Here is an 18,407-nt window from a genome sequence, read left to right as displayed (position 1 = left end):
TAGCAAACCCCTACTTAATTCCCCTTAGGCAATAGCATTTGAAACGAATGAAAAGACTATTTTTTTCATATAGTTGTAGCATAGTTTCAATTTCACCATAAATAATTATTGGGAAACTTCAGTTTAGAATAAGCAATATTATAGGCTTTTATTTTGTTAGAATAATAATTCTTAGTTACTTAGGATTCAAAAATTAATAATACCCTCGCTGAAAATCAGGGAAACGTAGCCTAAGCGAAGTGATGATTTTTAGTCCGCGATAGCCGTAGGGCCGTTATTTTGTCGGAGTCTGAGCGTTAGCGAAGGTGGAGACAAAATAAAAGGCCATCCGACACGGCGTCAAGTCATTTGGAGCCTATGTTCCGACCCCTTGTTGGGTCGGGACGAGGTGACGAGGACGAATCGGGGCCGCCGGAGGCATAAGTGGTCGCGTTAAGTTTTTGCTGCTTGCTTGGGCTGGGATGCCCAAAACAAGCTTTCGCAAAAATAGCGACTCCCCGAAAAGCCTGCTGGACTGTACGAATGCATTAAGCATGTCTTAGCAAGTGATGCACTTAGTGTTCTCAGAACATCTACCACTTTCGGCTATTATTATATTCTCGTTCCTTATTTCCCCTTTTTTTGATTGTTAGCATTTACCTGCATGAAAGTTATACACGGTACCTGGACACCCGCCTCAGCTAAAAAGTTTATTCAAACAGGCCAGTTTTTTATCTGGCTAGAAACGGATGAAGTCAAACCTAAAAAAATTAGCCAGCAGCATCCACAACAATTTGCTGAAAAAGAAGGTTTGGATTTTTTAAAAGCCGCATTTTCTTATACATTAAATTCAGCTGATCCTAGCCCACAGTTACAAAGCATTTATTTACCAACACTAAATAATAAGCCTATTCCCGCACCTGAATTAAGCACCAGCGATATTGATGGCGTACTGAAACTACAAGCCTGGCAGGTATTAAGCTATCCTCTGCTCGCACCCTTAAAAAATCTCGGTGATATTTATTTTCTCAGTCATTATCAGCATGAAGATATTCGGGCGGGTCGTGACTTTTTATTTTGGTATTACTTTAGTCAGTCGCTAAAACAGGTGCTGTATAAAGATCAGTATATCCCTGGGTTGATTGCGGAAGCTGCCAAGACAAAAACCAATCTGTACCGCTGCTGGAAAATCATTTCTCCTGGTTATGAGGCCTTAATCGAACAGACAGTCGCAGCTATGCCGCTAGCGTGTGCACAAAATTATCAGCCTGAATCTTTATTGCGACATTTTGCTGAAGTTATGATTAATCAGCTACTGGATGCCAGTGTTAAGGATTTACCGGGAGTTTTTCGTAATAAAGTTCAAAATGATTTTTTACAAACTGTCATTTTTGATGAGCAAATTGACCTGCCACTAAGAAACGTTGCCAAAGTGCCTGAGGAATTTCAGCAATGGTATTTATGGCAACGCAAACTTTTATCGACACAGCAAAAAAGCACCTTACAGCTAGGCTTTCAGCTCTATGAGGCCGATGCCAAGCAGGTTGATAACTGGCGCTTAAGTTTTGTTCTAGGCTCTTATAAAGACCCTTCTTTTAAACTTGATTTAGCAGATTTTTGGGCGTATGGAGACAGCTACCATAAATTAATCACCGAGCAATTGGGTGCGGGCGTGGAGCAACAAATCCTGGTTAATTTAGCCCATGCCGCGAGGATTTACCCTAAATTGTGGCTAGGGATGGAAACTGCAGAACCGGCCAGTATTTCTTTAAGCTTAGATGAGGCTTTTGAGTTTTTACAAGAATGGGCATGGGTTTTAGAGGATGCAGGATTCCGTATTATCATTCCTGCACGGCTGACACCGAAAGGCCGACAACGTGCAAAAATGCGCTTACGTTCAGGGAATAGCAAGAGCACCAGTAACAAATCAGCAAAATCGTATTTATCCTTAGATGATTTAACTAATTATCACTATGAATTTGCTATCGGTGATGAAAAGGTCTCGGTAGAAGAATGGCAACAACTGGTCGAAATGAAAATGTCCTTAGTGTATTTTCGGGGCCAGTGGGTGGAATTAGATCAAGATAAAATGCAGCAAATGCTAGCATTTTGGCAACAGCAACAAGAACAGCCTGAGACTTTATCTGTCCATGAGTTATTGCAAAAACTAGCTGAAGAAGGCGATAGCCTGGAAATTGATGCTAATGATAGTTTGGCTGACATGATGGCTCATTTAAACAATCATAGTGAACTTGCTTTAATTGATAATCCGCCACTATTAAAAGCACAGTTGCGTGATTATCAAAAGCGTGGGGTATCCTGGTTACGTTATCTAGAATCCTTAGGTTTAAACGGCTGTTTAGCCGATGATATGGGCTTAGGTAAAACTATGCAGGTGATTGCTGCACTGATTTTAGAAAAACAAGAGGGTAAACCGGGGCCAACCTTACTGATTGCACCCACTTCCGTGATTGGTAACTGGCAAAAAGAAATACACAAATTTGCCCCGCATTTAAACACCTTTATCCATCACGGTAGCCAACGGGAAAAAGACCCGATTGCGTTTAATGATTTATGCAATACGCAGGATATGCTGATTACCTCTTATACTCTAGTGCGTAAAGACAGTGCTTTATTAAATAGTATTGTGTGGCATCGTGTGGTTCTGGATGAAGCGCAAAATATTAAAAACCCCAAAGCCGCACAAACTAAAGCCATTCTAAAACTTGAAGCCAAGCATCGCTTAGCCTTAACGGGTACGCCTGTAGAGAATCGCTTAATGGATTTATGGTCTATTTTTAATTTTTTAAACCCAAATTATCTGGGCAAGCAAGCGCAATTTCGTAAGAATTATGAATTACCGATACAGCGTGATAATAATCAAGTGCAGTCCACGGTATTAAAACAATTGATCCAGCCGTTTATATTACGGCGTTTAAAAACTGATAAAAGTATTATTAAAGATTTACCGGATAAAATCGAAAACAAACAATATTGCAACCTCAGCAAAGAGCAAGCCTCGCTCTATCAAGCTGTCGTTACTGAAGTAGGAGAGCAATTAGAAGACAGTGAAGGCATACAGCGACAAGGCTTGATGCTATCGACCCTAATGAAGCTTAAACAAATTTGTAATCATCCAGTGCAATTTTTACAAGATGACAGCCAGTTTAGCGCAGAGCGTTCACACAAATTAGAGCGGCTGACAGAAATGCTCGCAGAAGCCATTGCTGAAGGGGATAGTGTGTTAATTTTTACCCAGTTTACCGAAATTGGTGATAAGTTAAGTCATTATTTAAGCAAGGAACAGCACTACCCTTGTCATTATTTACATGGCGGCATCGCGCGTAAAAAACGTGAAAAAATGATTGAAGACTTTCAAGACGCCGAGAGCCCACCTAGCGTGTTTGTGCTGTCATTAAAAGCAGGTGGAGTCGGGATTACCCTGACGCGAGCTAATCATGTGTTTCATTTTGATCGTTGGTGGAATCCAGCGGTCGAAAATCAAGCCACCGACCGTGCGTTTCGGATTGGGCAAAAAAAGCATGTTATGGTGCATAAATTTATCACCCTAGGCACTTTAGAAGAGCGCATTGACCAAATGATTGAAGATAAGCAAAAAATGGCTGATAGCATTATTGGTAATGATGAAAGCTGGCTTACAAAACTCGATAATCAAGCTTTTAAAGAGCTGATTGCGCTGAATAAAAACAGCGTTATGGAGGCTTAAAGATGAGTGTCAATAGTAAAACATGGTGGGGAACTAGCTTATTAGAAGCCTTGGAAGACTTTACCGATAGCGGGCGTTTAAAACGCGGGCGAGCGTATTCTAAAGACCATCGTGTGTTAGCCTGGAAAATCAGTAAGGGCGTGGTTAAGGCTACTATTCGCGGTAATATCAATGCCTATTTTGGTGTTTATAAAGAGCCAAAGTATAAAGTCAGTATGCAAATGACCCATCTGACTGAGGCACAATGGAAAAAAGTGATTGCGCGTTTAAGTCAGCGTGCCAGTTTTATTGCCAAACTCTTAGTCGGTGAAATTCCTGACAATGTTGAAACTGTTTTTGCGGAATTTCATACCCATTTTCTGCCCAATAGTTATCAGGATTTTAAAGTCTCCTGTAATTGCCCTGATTACGCAGTTCCATGCAAGCATATCGCAGGGGTGTGTTATCGGCTTGCGAATATCTTGGATCAGAATCCTTTATTACTATTTGAAATGCGGGGACTTGCGCCTGATAAACTGCGGCAAGAATTGATTAAGTCACCTTTAGGCAAAGTGTTAGCAGATGCAACTGATCTGGGTAGTGATGAGTTGGACTTTGCGGACAGTTTATATACCCGACCTGAGCCACAGACTATGCCTGATGAAATTGAATTAAAACAGTTTTGGTACGGGACCAGTCCGTTACCGACAGAATTACCAGTGCTAAAAACAGCGAGCATTCCAGCAGTGGTGATTAAAAAAGGTGGGGATTATCCGCCTTTTTGGCAAAAGCCTGGTTCGTTTATTACAGTGATGGAAGATTTTTATATAAGGATGCGGAAGATTAATCTGAAAGTGCTTTGATGTTTTTATAGGGATGATTTGCCTGATAGTTCATGGCTTGCGTGAGTTTGTTGGTAGAGAAGGTATCTCACCCAACTTGGCTATTAACTAAAGTCAGATACATATAAATGGCATTCCCCCTTTTTTTTTATGCCACCCACAGGCAGTTCTCTGTTCAATTTATATCCGACCCTAATTATCATATCAAGAAGGATTTTCTGCTTCTTTAATAAGCAAGTAGCCGCGATTTTCAATGGTGTCAAATGTACGCATTGCACTAATTAATAGCTCTGCTTTTACCCAGACCCAGTCCGCTTTATTGGGTGTAACGTCCATAACCAAAAAAGAATCAGATGCTTTATGATATGCTCCTACAGGTGATATATGCCCACCGCCGGGCTGATTTAATACTGTGCGTTTATAATTGATAATCACATAGTCATCAGGGGTTATTAAGTTGTCGATAATTTCATTTTTGATAGTTGCATTGCTAAGATCTTGATTAGCAATACCTAGTTTTACGCTGAGTCCATGTTTCCGGAATAATGCAGCTAACTGGCGCACTTGAAAGCCCCTGTCTTTTTTGGGCTTGCCTTTGTTATCAATGATGATTTTTCCTTGCGTATCAACCAGTATTTTACCCAGTACTTGTTCTCTGGATTTAGGGCTGTTAAGAAATACGTTATTTTGAGTATAGCGCTGGAAAACGGGGGACCATTTTTTACTTTTGAGATATTTTAAATCAGACTGATGCAATAGCGTCTTATCTTCGGGAATTTGCATGCTTCCATTACGTACCCGTAAAGAGTTTAGAACTATAGCTGCTGATGTGGGTCCACAAAATATTTTATTGTGCTGACTTTCAAAATGATTTGCTAGCTTAAAGAAATCAGTTTTATAGTCGGATTCTTCCAAACGACTAATTCCTTCGACACTACTCCAGCTGATAATAGAGGGATCATCAAGCCTAGTCGTGTTTTTTGTGGCGGAACATGCTGTTATTAAGAGCATGATAATGCTATAAAATATGATGAGGGTTTGTTTCATAAGCTTTTCTAGGGTAACGGAAGGTGTTAAACGTTATCAGTAATTAATTTATGATACCAGCACTGAAATAAATAAGTCGCTACTTAATTAAAAAGATCAGTTAGGGATATGGGTATTCTATTAATGTATCCTGTATGCAGCTTGCGTAATACAGGAAGAGAGAAGTGCATTCACTTTCGTATACAAATTTCAACTTAGTTTTAGGTTTTATCACACTTTTTAGCAACTGATTAATCTCGAGAATGCAGAAAAAATGGATGCACTATTTTTGTGCTGCTATTTTTTAAGTTATGCACTGAAAGCGAGCGTATATATTCCTGTGTGCGAAATTAGATAAGATAGACTGATTGTTTAATTAGAAATTATAAAAAAAGACATATAAAACAGTGATCTATGTTTCTGGCATATATTATGCTTTGTCATTAGTAATATCACTTTTATGGAGTTGACCATGAGTTCACAATCTCTAAACTTTTTTTCCTTTTCGGGCAGGATGAAAATTCTGCATACGACGTGGCTAGCCTTTTTTATCTCATTTGTTGTCTGGTTTAGTCATGCGCCATTAATGCTTGTGATTGCTGATTCTTTAGGGATGAGCAAAGAACAAATCAAGACTGTGCTGATTTTGAATGTTGCACTGACTATTCCAGCAAGAATTATTATCGGGATTTTAGTTGACAAGTTCGGGCCTAAACGTACTTTTTCAATTTTACTAGCGCTAGGTAGTTTACCTACCTTTATGTTTGCCTTTGCTGAAAGCTTTGAACAGCTAGCCCTGGCCCGTTTTCTATCGGGTTTTGTCGGTGCCGGGTTTGTGATTGGTATTCGTATGGTCGGAGAATGGTTTCCTGCTAAACAAGTCGGTATAGCCGAAGGTATCTATGGTGGCTGGGGGAACTTTGGTTCTGCAGCAGCAGCGATGACTTTACCTTCTCTGGCATTACTATATGGTGGTGAAGACGGCTGGCGTTATGCTATTGCATCAACGGGAATCGTCGCTTTAGTGTATTCTGTGATCTACTTTTTCAGTGTTACCGATACGCCAAAAGGGTCTACGTATTTTAAACCTAAGAAAGCAGGTGCAATGGAAGTCACTAGTATTTGGGATTTATTCTTTTATATCCTGATGACCATTCCTTTATATGCAACGCTTACCTTATTAACCTGGAAACTATCTCCAGCAGGTGTCAGTTTATTATCTGATGTTGCTGCTATATCAATCTACGTTGGTATCTGGGTACTATTCTTTTATAACGTGTATAAAATCGTGCATGTTAATGAAGAACATTTAATGCAGCCGATAGATGAAATTCATAAATATAAATTTAAGCAAGTCGCTATTCTGGATTTAGCTTACTTAATTACCTTTGGCTCTGAATTAGCCGTTGTCTCAATGCTACCGATTTTCTTTTATGAGACTTTTCATGAGTCTCAAGGCATTACCTTAATACAAGCGGGTCTTTCAGCATCAGGTTTTGCATTTATGAATTTGATTGCACGTCCTGGTGGCGGCTGGATTAGTGATAAATTTGGACGTAAATTATCCTTGTCTATTTTTATTGTTGGTTTGTCGGTGGGTTATTACTGTCTGTCATTGATTACTTCTGACTGGCCTATTTTTGCAGTTATTATATTAACCATGTGTTGTTCGTTCTTTGTACAAGCGGGTGAAGGTGCTGTTTTTGCCATGGTCCCTCTGATTAAAAGACGTATGACGGGGCAAATCGCCGGTATGGTGGGAGCTTATGGTAATGTAGGAGCCGTTATATTCTTAACAGTACTTTCCTTTGTTTCCCCATCGGTCTTCTTTACTGTAATATCCGCAGGTGCAATCTTTGTCCTGCTTGCAGTGCAATTTATCGAAGAGCCTAAAGGACATATGGTAGAAGTCCAGGAAGATGGTTCGGTCGAAATGATTGAGCTGGATTAGGCTTGTCCTAGAGTAGGAATGGGCTTTACCGTGACATGGATTAACAATTGCTATTGTTTCGGTTGCGGCTAAAGCCTCTCCTATGAAATATTAATATGTTCCTGTTCTTGAAGTCTGAATAATAATTATGACCACTCAAACACTTAAAGTATCCATTGGCTCCTCTAGCGAAACAGGCATTAAAGATAGAAATGAGGATTTCTTAGGGGCGATATTAGCAGAAGGTGCACAACTGATTCATAAAGGCATCGTTGTTGCTATTGCTGACGGTATGAGCGGCAGTGATGCAGGGCATGAAGCAAGTCACTGTTGCGTGGCCAGCTTTTTAAGTGATTATTACAGTACACCTGATTCCTGGTCAGTTAAACAGGCAGGACAAAAAATTCTGTCTGCCACCAATTCCTGGTTATATAGTCAGGGGCAACAACGCTATGATTCGGTAAAAGGCATGGTAAGTACCCTAAGTATATTGGTACTTAAATCTAATACAGCGTATATTTTCCATATTGGTGATTCAAGGATATACCGTCTGCGTAAAGGAAACTTAGAGCAAATGACCCGTGATCATCGAGTCTGGATCTCTGATGATAAGAATTATTTAAATCGTGCCATGGGTATAGAGCCTCGTTTAGAAGTAGACTATAAAGCCTTTCCTTTGGAAAAAGGAGATATGTTTTTTACCAGCACCGATGGTGTGCATGATTTTATTGCTGAAAAAGCTCTTAAGTCATTACTTCAATCCGGAGATGATTTAGAAACAATTGCGCAACGCATTGTGCAGCATGCAAGTGATCATAAAAGTGATGATAATCTAAGTTGTCAGGTACTTAGAGTTGATGACATTCCGCTTGCTAAAGAAGATGAAGTGTTGCGCCGCTATGCTAATTTGCCTTTTCCACCACCGTTAGAAGCTGGGATGATGTTGGATGGTTATAAAATCGAAGAAGAGTTACATTCTAGTACGCGTACCCAGATTTATCGTGCGCTTGATACACAAACCAATAAACGGGTTATCTTAAAAACACCTTCGGTGCTATACGATGATGACACCCATTATATAGAGCATTTCTTACATGAAGAGTGGGCAGGGAAGCGTATTAGCCATGATAATGTATTAAAGGTGCTGGATACAGATCGCGTAAAAACCTGTATCTATTATGCAACTGAATTTATTGATGGTGAAACCTTAAGAGAATGGATGGAGAATCATCCAAAGCCTTATATTCGTGAAATCAGAAAGATAATTGAACAGATTGCCAAAGGCTTACGTGCATTTCATCGTATGGAAATGTTACATCAGGATTTAAAGCCGGAAAATATTATTTTTGATAAACAGGGTACAGTAAAAATCATTGATTTTGGTTCGGTGAAAATTGCAGGTATTGCAGAAATGACCCCCTTAGATAAACATCAGGATGAAAATGTTTTAGGTACGTTGAATTATACTGCGCCAGAATATCATCTAGGTCAACGTGGTACAGTCAAATCCGACTTATATTCTTTGGCGGTGATCAGTTATGAAATGATTAATGGTGCATTGCCTTTTGGTGGTGATATGCCTGAAAAGCCAAATAAAATTAACCTGGCAAAATTGAATTATGTTCCTAGTTTTCATAAAAACGCCATGGTGCCAATCTGGATGGATGGGGCGTTAAAAAAGGCAACATCTATTTACCCTAAAGGGCGATATGATGAGATTTCGGAATTTATATACGATTTATCAACTCCCAATTCACTCTTTTTAACCGAAGGTGAAGGAAGTTCGCCATTTATTGAGCGTAATCCGGTGGTTTTCTGGAAAAGTTTTAGTAGCATACTATTGTTAGCTAATCTGGTTTTGCTTTATTTGTTATTTAGGTAACAGGCGTTGCCTTATCAAAAGTGATATTCAGCGCCAACCCAGATGTTGTTATTACGTACACTATGAGTTTCGTAACTAAACTTTCTGTTGCCATGCTGCCAACCTGCCTTGAGTGCAGCTGATTCATCTATTTCATAGATAAGCTCTAATTCTCCCTGGTACACATTTTCGTTACCATTATAATGAATATCAGTAGCATACTGGCTAGTATAATCATTGTGCTCATAATCAAAAATTGCAGTCAGAGTGAATTTAGGCAGAATATGTATTTTTAGTTCTGCTGAAGCATAATGGTTGATATAGCCAATATCATCCTGATATTGTTTAGTATCATCTTTATCGGTATACCCACGTTCAAAATGATAGCCGACTAATAGCTCGATATCTGGAGTAATAACCCATTCCAGGTGTGGGCCTATGGTAAAAAACTGCGTGTCACGATAACTAAACGGTTGGTTATATAATCTGGCTCCGTAACGAACCAGGCCTCGTAGCATGAGGTGCTCTGTGAGTTCCTGCTCTAGGTGGATTGCCAATAGATGGTTGTCTAAGCGTTCGTCGGCTTCATGTTCAGCATGTTCATCTATGGCATCATGTGCATCCTGTGTATCCTGTGTATCCTGTGTATCCTGGGGTAATGCATTCTTACCTAAATACAGGTCTGGGATGAAGTCATAAAAGAATTTTAACTTTGTGCTTTCAGTAAGTTCCTGCTCAACAGAAAACTGAAAAAATCCATGTGAATAGTCTGAGTGATTATGAAAGATATATCCACCAGCATCCAGCGAGACCTGGAAATCACCGAGACTATTATCAGTAGCCCAGCTTACGTATGCATTTGGTTCATAGACCAAATCAGAACCCTGGTTTGGCTCATCTACGATGGGCTGGGTAGGGTCTTCTTCCAGAGAAAGACGGCGAGTGACAGAAAAAAAGGCCGACATCATCAGTATAGTAAGCACTGAAATCACCACCTGTAGACCATTCTGCCTGCACTGTATGGTTTATTACCAGACAGGTCAGAAATAATAATATTTGTCGTATAAGGGAGAATTTGTAAGCCAGCATAATATTGATTTCTTGTTGGTATATTCTGATGCTGTACTACTATACTTCGCGCGGTCACGGATGCGGAACACTATCGAGTTTATTTTTGTCGATAGCAAGGCGCTGAAACAAGCGCATAGTAAGCAACGCAGCTATTTTAGAACGCAGCCTATTGATAAAAATCGACCGATAGAAATCCGAATCTTTGATCGTGTGAAGTATAAATACGGTACCGAGAAAAAAGCAAATGTTAACGAGAATGAGTATTATATAATCAGGGTTAGAGAATCACTACATACTAATATTATGGTTATTACAGGTCGTCACAATAGCAGGAATGGTTTAATCATCATCTTTACGTACTTTCTTTGCCGGAATAGGCAGTAAAGGCACATGGTAGCTTTCTAGTATTTTATTGATTTCCTGCTGGTTTTTGCTGATTAGTTCGTTTAGCTGGGCTTTACGCGCATTATCGCCATAGCGGACACCCATGGCCATTGAGTAATCAAATTTCATCGCCAGGGTGGATTTCATAGGTAGTATGAAATAGTCATTCGGGTTTTGCGAGAGGATATATCCTGCCATAGGTCCCCAAATAATTACCATATCAATATTGCCCACCTGTAATTCCTTTTCGATCATCATCGCAGTGTTGTTTTTATCATCACCAGTCATGGTTTGATAGGGTACACCTTGCTCTAATAATCCGCTTTGCTGTAACCAGGCTGTTCCTGGTCCTCGGTCAAACATGGCTATTTTTAAACTATCTTGTTTGGCTAGTGGTAGCGATCTAAGTTGCTCGGGTATAGTGATATTATTCCAGCCGCGCTCCTTGGCAATTAATAATACATAGGTGGAATGGTAATAAGAATTTGTTGTCGCTGTAAAGTCAAAACCGGCAGGTACGCCTATGATTACGTCGCATTTAAATTGCTCACTTTGTTCGTTTATAGTCGCTTTTAAGGTGTTTCGTACAAAGCCTATGCGTTGAGGGAACCAGTAATATTCAACTTCCTGGCCCAGTTGTTTGGCAAAAAGTTCAGCAATTTTATTTTCATAACCATCCTGTTTCTTGCTGGAGTAGGGCGGGTTAAGAGGATCAGCGCAGACCCTGAATTTTTCAGTTGCATGGCTAGAGAGTGCTAGGAAAAATAAGAGGGTAGCGAATAGTGATTTTGTAAGGTGTGGAGCTGACATAGGATCCCTTTAAGTATCTATAATACAATTGAACACTAATATGTAGGGCGTGGCTTTAGCCCACATATTTTTCTAGATTAAAGGCGGGCTAAAGCCACGCCCTACAGTTTTGTTTGAATTTGTTACCGAATGGCAGAAACAAAAAAGCCCCGACTAATAAAATTAGCCAGGGCTTTTTCTAAACCAATCTAAATAAAACTAGATCGAATTATTTACCAGGTAGTGCGAATACTGTAAATACGCCACCTAATTTAGTGAACGAACTTAAGCTTCTGTATGCACCAACAGCACCTAGGCCTTCAGAGTTTGAATCAGACTCACCTGAATCAAGTCCTGCTGCGATACCAATACCAGCCCATCCGCCGATACCAGAAAGAACACCCACGTATTGCTTGCCTTTATAAGACCAAGTGTTTACGTTACCAATGATGCCTGAAGGAGTTTTGAATTTATATAACTCTTTACCTGTTTTAGCATCAACTGCTTTTAGATAACCTTCAAGTGTACCGTAGAATACTACGCCACCAGCTGTTGCAACCGAACCAGACCAAACAGAGAAAGTTTCTTTGTTAGACCAGACGATTTTACCGGTAGTTGCATCCCAGGCAGTGAACTGACCTAAGTTAGTTGAACCGTCTTTTTTACCAGTGATTGCATCACCACCAGCAGGCATCATAGTTAGTGTAGCACCAACGTATGGTTGTCCAGCTGTGTATGAAACTTCAAATGGTTCATAATCCATACAAAGGTGATTTGCAGAGATATAGAACAGTTTAGTTTGTGGTGAGTAAGAAACAGGCTGCTGGTTTTTAGAGCCTAATGCAGCAGGACAAGCACCTTCTGTGTTCTCATCTTCACCATTAGCTTCTGTACTGTATTTAAGATCTAAAACAGGACGACCTGATTTCATATCAATATGGGTTGCCCAGTTAACTGTTTTGTCGAATTTTTCAGCAACTAAAAGTTCACCAGTAACACGGTCTAAAGTGTAACCAAAACCATTACGGTCAAAATGCACGATAGTTTTACGCATTTTTCCGCCAATTTTTTGATCAGCTAGTACCACTTCATTGATACCATCAAAATCCCACTCATCATGTGGAGTCATTTGGTAAACCCATTTAACTTCGCCAGTGTCAGCATCACGAGCCCATAAAGACATAGACCATTTGTTGTCACCAGGACGTTGTACAGGGTTCCATGTAGAAGGGTTACCTGATCCGTAATACACTAGGTTTAGATCTGGATCATAAGAATACCAACCCCAAGTTGTACCGCCACCGATTTTCCATTGGTCGCCTTCCCAAGTGTTAGTACCTGAGTTTTTGCCAACTTTAGTGACTTTACCGTTTTCCCATGTAGTGGTTTTGTTAGGGTTGATGATTGTGTCGCCATCAGGTCCCATACTGTAACCTTTCCATGCTAGCTGGCCAGATTTCATGTCGTAAGCGGCTAAGAAGCCACGGACACCAAACTCACCACCCGCAATACCTGTAATGATTTTATCATTAACAACTAAAGGAGCCTGAGTGTTAGTCATACCTAATTTAGGATCACCATTTTGTACACTCCAGATACGTTTACCTGTTTTAGCATCTAGTGCTGTTAAAACTGTATCTGATTGTTGCAGGAAGATTTTACCATCACCGTATGCTAGACCACGGTTAACTGTATCGCAACACATAACAGGGATAGTCACGTCAGCATCCATTTGAGGTGTGTATTCCCAAATAACTGAACGTGTCGCTTGGTCAAGTGCATAAACTGTATTAGGGAAAGGTGTGTGGATGTAGATTACATCACCGATAACTAAGGGTCCACCTTCATGTCCACGTAATACCCCAGTCGAAAAAGACCATGCAGGTTGCAGGTTTTTAACATTTTTGGCATTTATTTGATCTAGTTTACTATAACGAGTACCTGCATAGTTACCTAATGCAGTAGCCCAGTTAGCTGGGTTTTTCGTTAATTTTTCTACGCCGCTATTTGCTGATGAAATAGCAGGTGCAGTAAGTAGAGCTGCTACAGATGAAGCTAGTAGTAAACTCTTTAATGGATTCTTCATATAATTCCTCCAAAGATTCTATTTAAAAAATAGATCCGTGTTTATTGTTGTTAAGACTAATATTAGTTTTAAGCTTTAATGAAGTTGAATGTTATTTTGATCCCGAGCTACGGGTTATTCCAATCACTTCAACTAAGTAAATTTAATGATTTTGAAGTAAAAGTCAACTTTTAACTTAGATGATTGCTTGTGATAAACCCAGCCAGTTGTTAGGAAAACAGTGTAAGTTATTGGTAAAACATCATTTATTACGGCATACTTTTCTTATTATTACTATTTTTGGATGACACTTTTATGACAAAGCGATGGAAGGTTAAACGATGAGCTTACCTGATGTTTTATTGATTATGTCCGGATTGGTCGTGTTATCAATGATAGCAGCGAGTGCCTGTCGTCATTTTCCTATTCCTTATACCGTTTTATTAGTGATTTTAGGCTTGGCGGTAAACTTTTTTAGCAATGATTGGCCAATCTTTGAACTACATCATTTCAATCAGTTTCATTTGACCTCGGAGTTAGTGTTATTTGTTTTTCTACCTGCATTGGTTTTTGAATCTGCGCTGTCACTGGATGCGCGTGCCTTAATAAAAAACCTGGCCCCGATATTAATGATGGCGATTGTAGGGATGTTGATATCAGTAGCGCTCGTTGGTTTTGGCCTGTCCTGGTCTCTGGGGTTGCCGCTAATTATTGCTTTGTTATTTGCTAGTTTAATATCTGCTACAGATCCTGTGGCAGTTATTGCACTATTTAAGGAATTAGGTGTTTCCAAGCGCTTAAGCGTTTTAGTTGAAGGTGAGTCATTAATGAATGATGCTACGGCAATTGTGCTGTTCAACATTTTAATGATGCTAATGTTAGAAGGTCATTTCTCCTCGGCAAATGGTTTCGATGCGGCGTGGCAATTTTTAAGGGTTTTTTAGGGGGTATAGCGGTTGGAGTTGCTTCTGGAATATTTGTCAGTGAGTTGCTAGTAAGGCTGTACCATGGCAATCAAGGTATCCCGGTGGTTTTGTCGCTAGTACTGGCTTATTTTAGTTTTATTATTGCCGAGCACGAGTTGCATGTTTCGGGTGTTATGTCTGTTTTATCTGCAGCAATCACTTTAAATATTGTGGGCTTAAACCGATTATCAAAGCAAACTATTGATAGTATTCATATCACCTGGGAGTTTATGGTCTTAATCTGTAATTCATTGCTATTTATAATGATTGGGTTATCAGTCGACTTAGTTCAATTAGCTGATTTTTGGGACGCTATTTTATGGGCAGTTATAGCCGTTTATATTGCACGTGCAGTGAGTGTTTACGTTTTAATTCCCTTGACCACACGAGGCTTCTCATTAGCAAAAATAAGCTGGGCCGAACGGCATATTATGTGGTGGGGAGGGTTGAAACAATGGCATTGGCTTAAGCCATTACCCCCTTCGGTTAAGAGCCCGCACGAATGCAATCGCATGAGAAATCACTTTACCCATTTCAAATCTACATTAGGCCGTCGATTCACACCCCCGCCATTTGTTCACAGGCTTTTTGGATTTCCTAATATAGGATCGACCCGGTCTGAGCTTTTGATGATTTCGTGAAATAGAGCTGACAATGTCATCCATCACTTTTTTGATACAGCTAGCATTGTGTATTTCAGCTACTCAATAATTGGGAAACTTCAGTTATTATACTCTAGTCACTTTTAAAGATATTTTACGTGTCGACCGACAGCACAGCATCGATTATTTGCACTCTATGGGGAGTGGCTGGTTGCAACCTAGTATTTTACTGGATTTTGAACGTTTTATTATCCATAATTTAAGCGAAAAAAACTGGGCACAAAGTTTATTAACACAATATCAGACACGACGTTTTGCGAATAAAGTCTTACATGATATTGCCGGCGTGTTGATGGCGCATAAAGGCTTAAAATTAATTCAGAACATGATTGATGAAGGGCTTGATAAGCAACTAATCCGGCCTATTCAGAAAATTTATCAACAACGTTTAAAGCGGCGACAAAATCGCTTGCATTATTTTTGCAAAAATTACCCAGTATTTTATCAGCGCTATGAGGCTTTTATATTTCAAAAAGTTGCTCTGCGTTATTCATTGCAATTAGTGCAGCAAAGCCATGAGCAAGGGATGATTAGTGCTAAAGTATTACGACTTATCAGTCATAAACTGACTGATTCATTAGAGCAATTATCTTCATTTGAAATGTCTTTGCCTATTGTAAAACGGCACGCCTGGCTTAACCGGGTTCCCTTATTTAAAAATCTCCCAGTCGATTTTTTAGAAAAAATGGGAGATGATGCAACAGCGTATGTCAATTTTTTGCCTGGAGATACTGTTTTTTACCAGGGGGACAAAGGAGATTCCCTGTATATTGTGTTAAGTGGGCAGGTGCAGGTATGGATAGCTAATGAAAAGGGTGAGAATGAGCTAATAGCAGAACGGGGGGAAGGTGAGCTTATAGGTATTCGCGCCTTAAGAAAGAATAGTAATAGATCGGCAACGGTGGTCGCTAAAACCTATGTGACTTGTTTACACTTAACAGCTAAGGACATATTGCGATTTTCTATGCAAAGTAAAGCCTTGGGTGAACGTTTACAAAAAATGGGATTATTAAAAAATAATGGGAAGTGAAAAACAGATTGAGGAATTTTTTGCTGCTGATGGTAAGTTGGCAAAAGTTATTCCTGGCTATTTGCCACGCACAGCACAAGTGGAAATGGCTGAAGCAATTGCCCAAAGCATAGAAAATAAAGAGCACGTTATCGTTGAAGCTGGGACAGGGACGGGAAAAACCTTTGCCTATCTGGTGCCTGCTATTTTATCAGGCAAAAAAGTCATTGTTTCTACCGGCACAAAAAACTTGCAAGACCAGTTATTTAACAAAGACATCCCTCTTATTCGCAAAGCGATGACCGTGCCTTTTTCTGCCGCTTTGTTAAAAGGGCGAGCTAACTATCTTTGTACTTATCGATTAGAGCTAGCTGTGCATTCGAATTTAGGTTTTAGTCGTGAAGAGGCTGCTAACCTTGCCAGTATTAAGAAATGGTCTAAGAGCACGCGTACAGGGGATATTTCAGATATGTCCGATGTGATGGAATCCAACCCAATCTGGGGGCAAGCTACTTCTACACGTGAAAATTGTATAGGACAAGATTGCCCTGAGCATGCGGAATGCTTTTTAATGAAGGCACGAAAAAAAGCACAGGATGCGCATTTAATCGTGGTTAATCATCATTTACTCTGTGCGGACTGGTCAATTAGAGAAACAGGGTTTGGAGAGTTGCTACCCAACGCAGATGTTGTGATTATTGATGAAGCACACCAGTTAGCAGATACTGCATCCAATTTTTTAGGTGTGTCTCTGGGCTCAAAACAGCTGAGTGATTTAGCGAATGATGCACTCATGGAATATTTTCAGGATGCCAAAGATATGCCTGATTTACGTGTTGCCAGTGAAAACCTGGAGCATGAAGTTAAAGATATGCGCTTAGCTTTTGGCATGAATATGACGCGTGGAGACTGGAAGGACATAGCGGGAAACCCTAAAGTAATGGAGGGACTACTGCGTCTGCAAGAGCATCTGGATAACCTGGCTGACCAATTAGAGCTTGCTTCAGTGCGTAGCAAAGGTCTGGAAAGCTGTTTTAAGCGCGCAGAAGAACTAGAGCAGCAGTTTAAAAATGTCTTACAGGACAACAGTGGCAAATGGGTGCGCTGGTATGAAACGCATAAAAAATCTTTCACTTTAAATCTTACTCCATTAGATATTGCGGCAGAATTTAGAAGCTTTATGGCACAGCATAGTGCCTCCTGGGTCTTTACCTCGGCAACCTTGAGTGTGGCACATAAATTTGATCATTTCTCTAAAAGCCTGGGCATTAGCAATCCCAAAAGCTATAGTTGGGAGAGTCCCTTTGACTTCCCCAATCAGTCTTTGTTCTACCACCCCAAAGGGTTGCCTCAACCCAATGCACCAGAATTTGTTGAAGAAATCGTTAAAGTGGCTATCCCAGTCATCAATGCCAGTAAAGGGCGTACTTTTTTCTTGTTTACTAGCCATAGGGCCTTACAAGCGGCGGCAAAAATATTAGACAAACAAATCAAATATCCGATATTAGTTCAGGGCGATAAGCCAAAAGCAATTTTACTGGATGATTTTAAACAAAAAGGTAATGCAGTTTTACTTGGCACAGCCAGTTTTTGGGAAGGCATTGATGTACGAGGTGAAGCATTATCAACCGTTATTATCGATAAGCTCCCTTTTTCTTCACCTGGAGATCCAGTTTTAAAAGCACGCCTGGAAGCGATGGAAAAACAAGGTCGAAAGCCATTTATCGAATACCAGTTACCCACTGCAGTAATTTCACTAAGACAGGGAATAGGGCGCTTAATTCGTGATGTGAATGATCGAGGAGTGCTACTACTATGTGATCCACGGTTATTGAAGAAATCTTATGGGCATATGTTTTTAAACAGTGTGCCCGCTATGCATAGAACGCGGGATATTAAGGATGTTGAAGCGTTTTTTTCCGAGAGCGAATAATCGAAAAACATAGACCACGATGGGTGCGTCATCGCGCACCTCATAATAGATTTTTAAGACTGCACAAGTAATATGGGACAGACCATAATACTGCTTACTTAAGAGTGTAATTGCCTAATAAACAATAAGTTAAGAATGTAGGCTGGGTTAGCTTATCAAGCTGAAGTTTCCCAATTATTGAGTAG

At 40.0% G+C, this 18,407-nt stretch carries 10 protein-coding genes and 1 pseudogene; 7 read left to right on the top strand and 4 right to left on the bottom strand.

The features are described 5' to 3' along the window. The first annotated feature begins 643 nt into the window (after positions 1 to 643). Both CDZ78_RS03675 and CDZ78_RS03670 read left to right on the top strand, forming a co-directional pair. On the top strand, positions 644 to 3,706 hold the full coding sequence (locus CDZ78_RS03675) for a DEAD/DEAH box helicase (RefSeq protein ID WP_087868758.1): 3,063 nt from the start codon (positions 644 to 646) through the stop codon (positions 3,704 to 3,706). A gap of 2 nt (positions 3,707 to 3,708) precedes the next feature. Beyond that, positions 3,709 to 4,548, top strand: a complete 840-nt coding sequence (locus CDZ78_RS03670) for an SWIM zinc finger family protein (protein WP_087868757.1) — start codon at positions 3,709 to 3,711, stop codon at positions 4,546 to 4,548. Positions 4,549 to 4,731: 183 nt separating this feature from the next. Here CDZ78_RS03670 and CDZ78_RS03665 read toward each other — a convergent pair whose 3' ends face one another. Beyond that, the gene (locus tag CDZ78_RS03665) at positions 4,732 to 5,574 is read right to left on the bottom strand and encodes a phytochelatin synthase family protein (protein ID WP_087868756.1); all 843 of its coding nucleotides are present in this window, start codon (positions 5,572 to 5,574) and stop codon (positions 4,732 to 4,734) included. 451 nt (positions 5,575 to 6,025) lie between these two features. Between CDZ78_RS03665 and CDZ78_RS03660 the strand changes: the two genes are divergently transcribed. Together CDZ78_RS03660 and CDZ78_RS03655 are read left to right on the top strand one after the other, a co-directional pair. Next, on the top strand, positions 6,026 to 7,504 hold the full coding sequence (locus tag CDZ78_RS03660; protein WP_087868755.1) for a NarK family nitrate/nitrite MFS transporter: 1,479 nt from the start codon (positions 6,026 to 6,028) through the stop codon (positions 7,502 to 7,504). 127 nt (positions 7,505 to 7,631) lie between these two features. Then, positions 7,632 to 9,365 (top strand): bifunctional protein-serine/threonine kinase/phosphatase, encoded by a 1,734-nt coding sequence (locus tag CDZ78_RS03655; RefSeq protein ID WP_087868754.1) that lies wholly within the window; start codon positions 7,632 to 7,634, stop codon positions 9,363 to 9,365. Between the two features lie 14 nt (positions 9,366 to 9,379). Here CDZ78_RS03655 and CDZ78_RS03650 read toward each other — a convergent pair whose 3' ends face one another. The 3 genes from CDZ78_RS03650 to CDZ78_RS03640 form a co-directional block, all read right to left on the bottom strand. Further along, on the bottom strand, positions 9,380 to 10,327 hold the full coding sequence (locus CDZ78_RS03650; RefSeq protein WP_140413865.1) for an outer membrane beta-barrel protein: 948 nt from the start codon (positions 10,325 to 10,327) through the stop codon (positions 9,380 to 9,382). Positions 10,328 to 10,754: 427 nt separating this feature from the next. Beyond that, positions 10,755 to 11,609 carry a quinoprotein dehydrogenase-associated putative ABC transporter substrate-binding protein gene (locus CDZ78_RS03645; protein WP_087868752.1) on the bottom strand — a complete coding sequence of 285 codons (855 nt, stop codon included), beginning with the start codon at positions 11,607 to 11,609 and terminating at the stop codon, positions 10,755 to 10,757. 208 nt (positions 11,610 to 11,817) lie between these two features. Beyond that, the gene (locus CDZ78_RS03640; protein ID WP_087868751.1) at positions 11,818 to 13,674 is read right to left on the bottom strand and encodes a methanol/ethanol family PQQ-dependent dehydrogenase; all 1,857 of its coding nucleotides are present in this window, start codon (positions 13,672 to 13,674) and stop codon (positions 11,818 to 11,820) included. Positions 13,675 to 13,994: 320 nt separating this feature from the next. On the opposite strand from CDZ78_RS03640, the pseudogene CDZ78_RS24200 reads away from it, so the two are divergent. The 3 genes and pseudogenes from CDZ78_RS24200 to yoaA all read left to right on the top strand — a co-directional run bounded on the left by CDZ78_RS24200 (position 13,995) and on the right by yoaA (position 18,222). Next, a pseudogene (locus CDZ78_RS24200) lies at positions 13,995 to 15,259 on the top strand (cation:proton antiporter). A 70-nt stretch (positions 15,260 to 15,329) separates the two neighbouring features. Further along, positions 15,330 to 16,310 carry a cyclic nucleotide-binding domain-containing protein gene (locus CDZ78_RS03625; RefSeq protein ID WP_087868748.1) on the top strand — a complete coding sequence of 327 codons (981 nt, stop codon included), beginning with the start codon at positions 15,330 to 15,332 and terminating at the stop codon, positions 16,308 to 16,310. After that, on the top strand, positions 16,300 to 18,222 hold the full coding sequence (gene yoaA, locus CDZ78_RS03620; RefSeq protein WP_087868747.1) for a DNA repair helicase YoaA: 1,923 nt from the start codon (positions 16,300 to 16,302) through the stop codon (positions 18,220 to 18,222). The genes CDZ78_RS03625 and yoaA overlap by 11 nt, the downstream gene beginning before the upstream one ends. The last annotated feature ends 185 nt before the right edge of the window (positions 18,223 to 18,407 follow it).

The sequence above is a fragment of the Bathymodiolus platifrons methanotrophic gill symbiont genome (assembly GCF_002189065.1).
Classification (GTDB): Bacteria; Pseudomonadota; Gammaproteobacteria; order Methylococcales; family Methylomonadaceae; genus Methyloprofundus.
Note: the sequence above shows the minus strand (reverse complement) of the source record. Positions and strands in the feature narration are given on the sequence as shown.

Bases quoted from the DNA above. Each gene is read 5' to 3' on its own strand.
- CDZ78_RS03675 (WP_087868758.1), top strand. From the start codon at position 644: ATGAAAGTTATACACGGTACCTGGACACCCGCCTCAGCTAAAAAGTTT.
- CDZ78_RS03670 (WP_087868757.1), top strand. From the start codon at position 3,709: ATGAGTGTCAATAGTAAAACATGGTGGGGAACTAGCTTATTAGAAGCC.
- CDZ78_RS03665 (WP_087868756.1), bottom strand. From the start codon at position 5,574: ATGAAACAAACCCTCATCATATTTTATAGCATTATCATGCTCTTAATA.
- CDZ78_RS03660 (WP_087868755.1), top strand. From the start codon at position 6,026: ATGAGTTCACAATCTCTAAACTTTTTTTCCTTTTCGGGCAGGATGAAA.
- CDZ78_RS03655 (WP_087868754.1), top strand. From the start codon at position 7,632: ATGACCACTCAAACACTTAAAGTATCCATTGGCTCCTCTAGCGAAACA.
- CDZ78_RS03645 (WP_087868752.1), bottom strand. From the start codon at position 11,609: ATGTCAGCTCCACACCTTACAAAATCACTATTCGCTACCCTCTTATTT.
- CDZ78_RS03640 (WP_087868751.1), bottom strand. From the start codon at position 13,674: ATGAAGAATCCATTAAAGAGTTTACTACTAGCTTCATCTGTAGCAGCT.
- yoaA (WP_087868747.1), top strand. From the start codon at position 16,300: ATGGGAAGTGAAAAACAGATTGAGGAATTTTTTGCTGCTGATGGTAAG.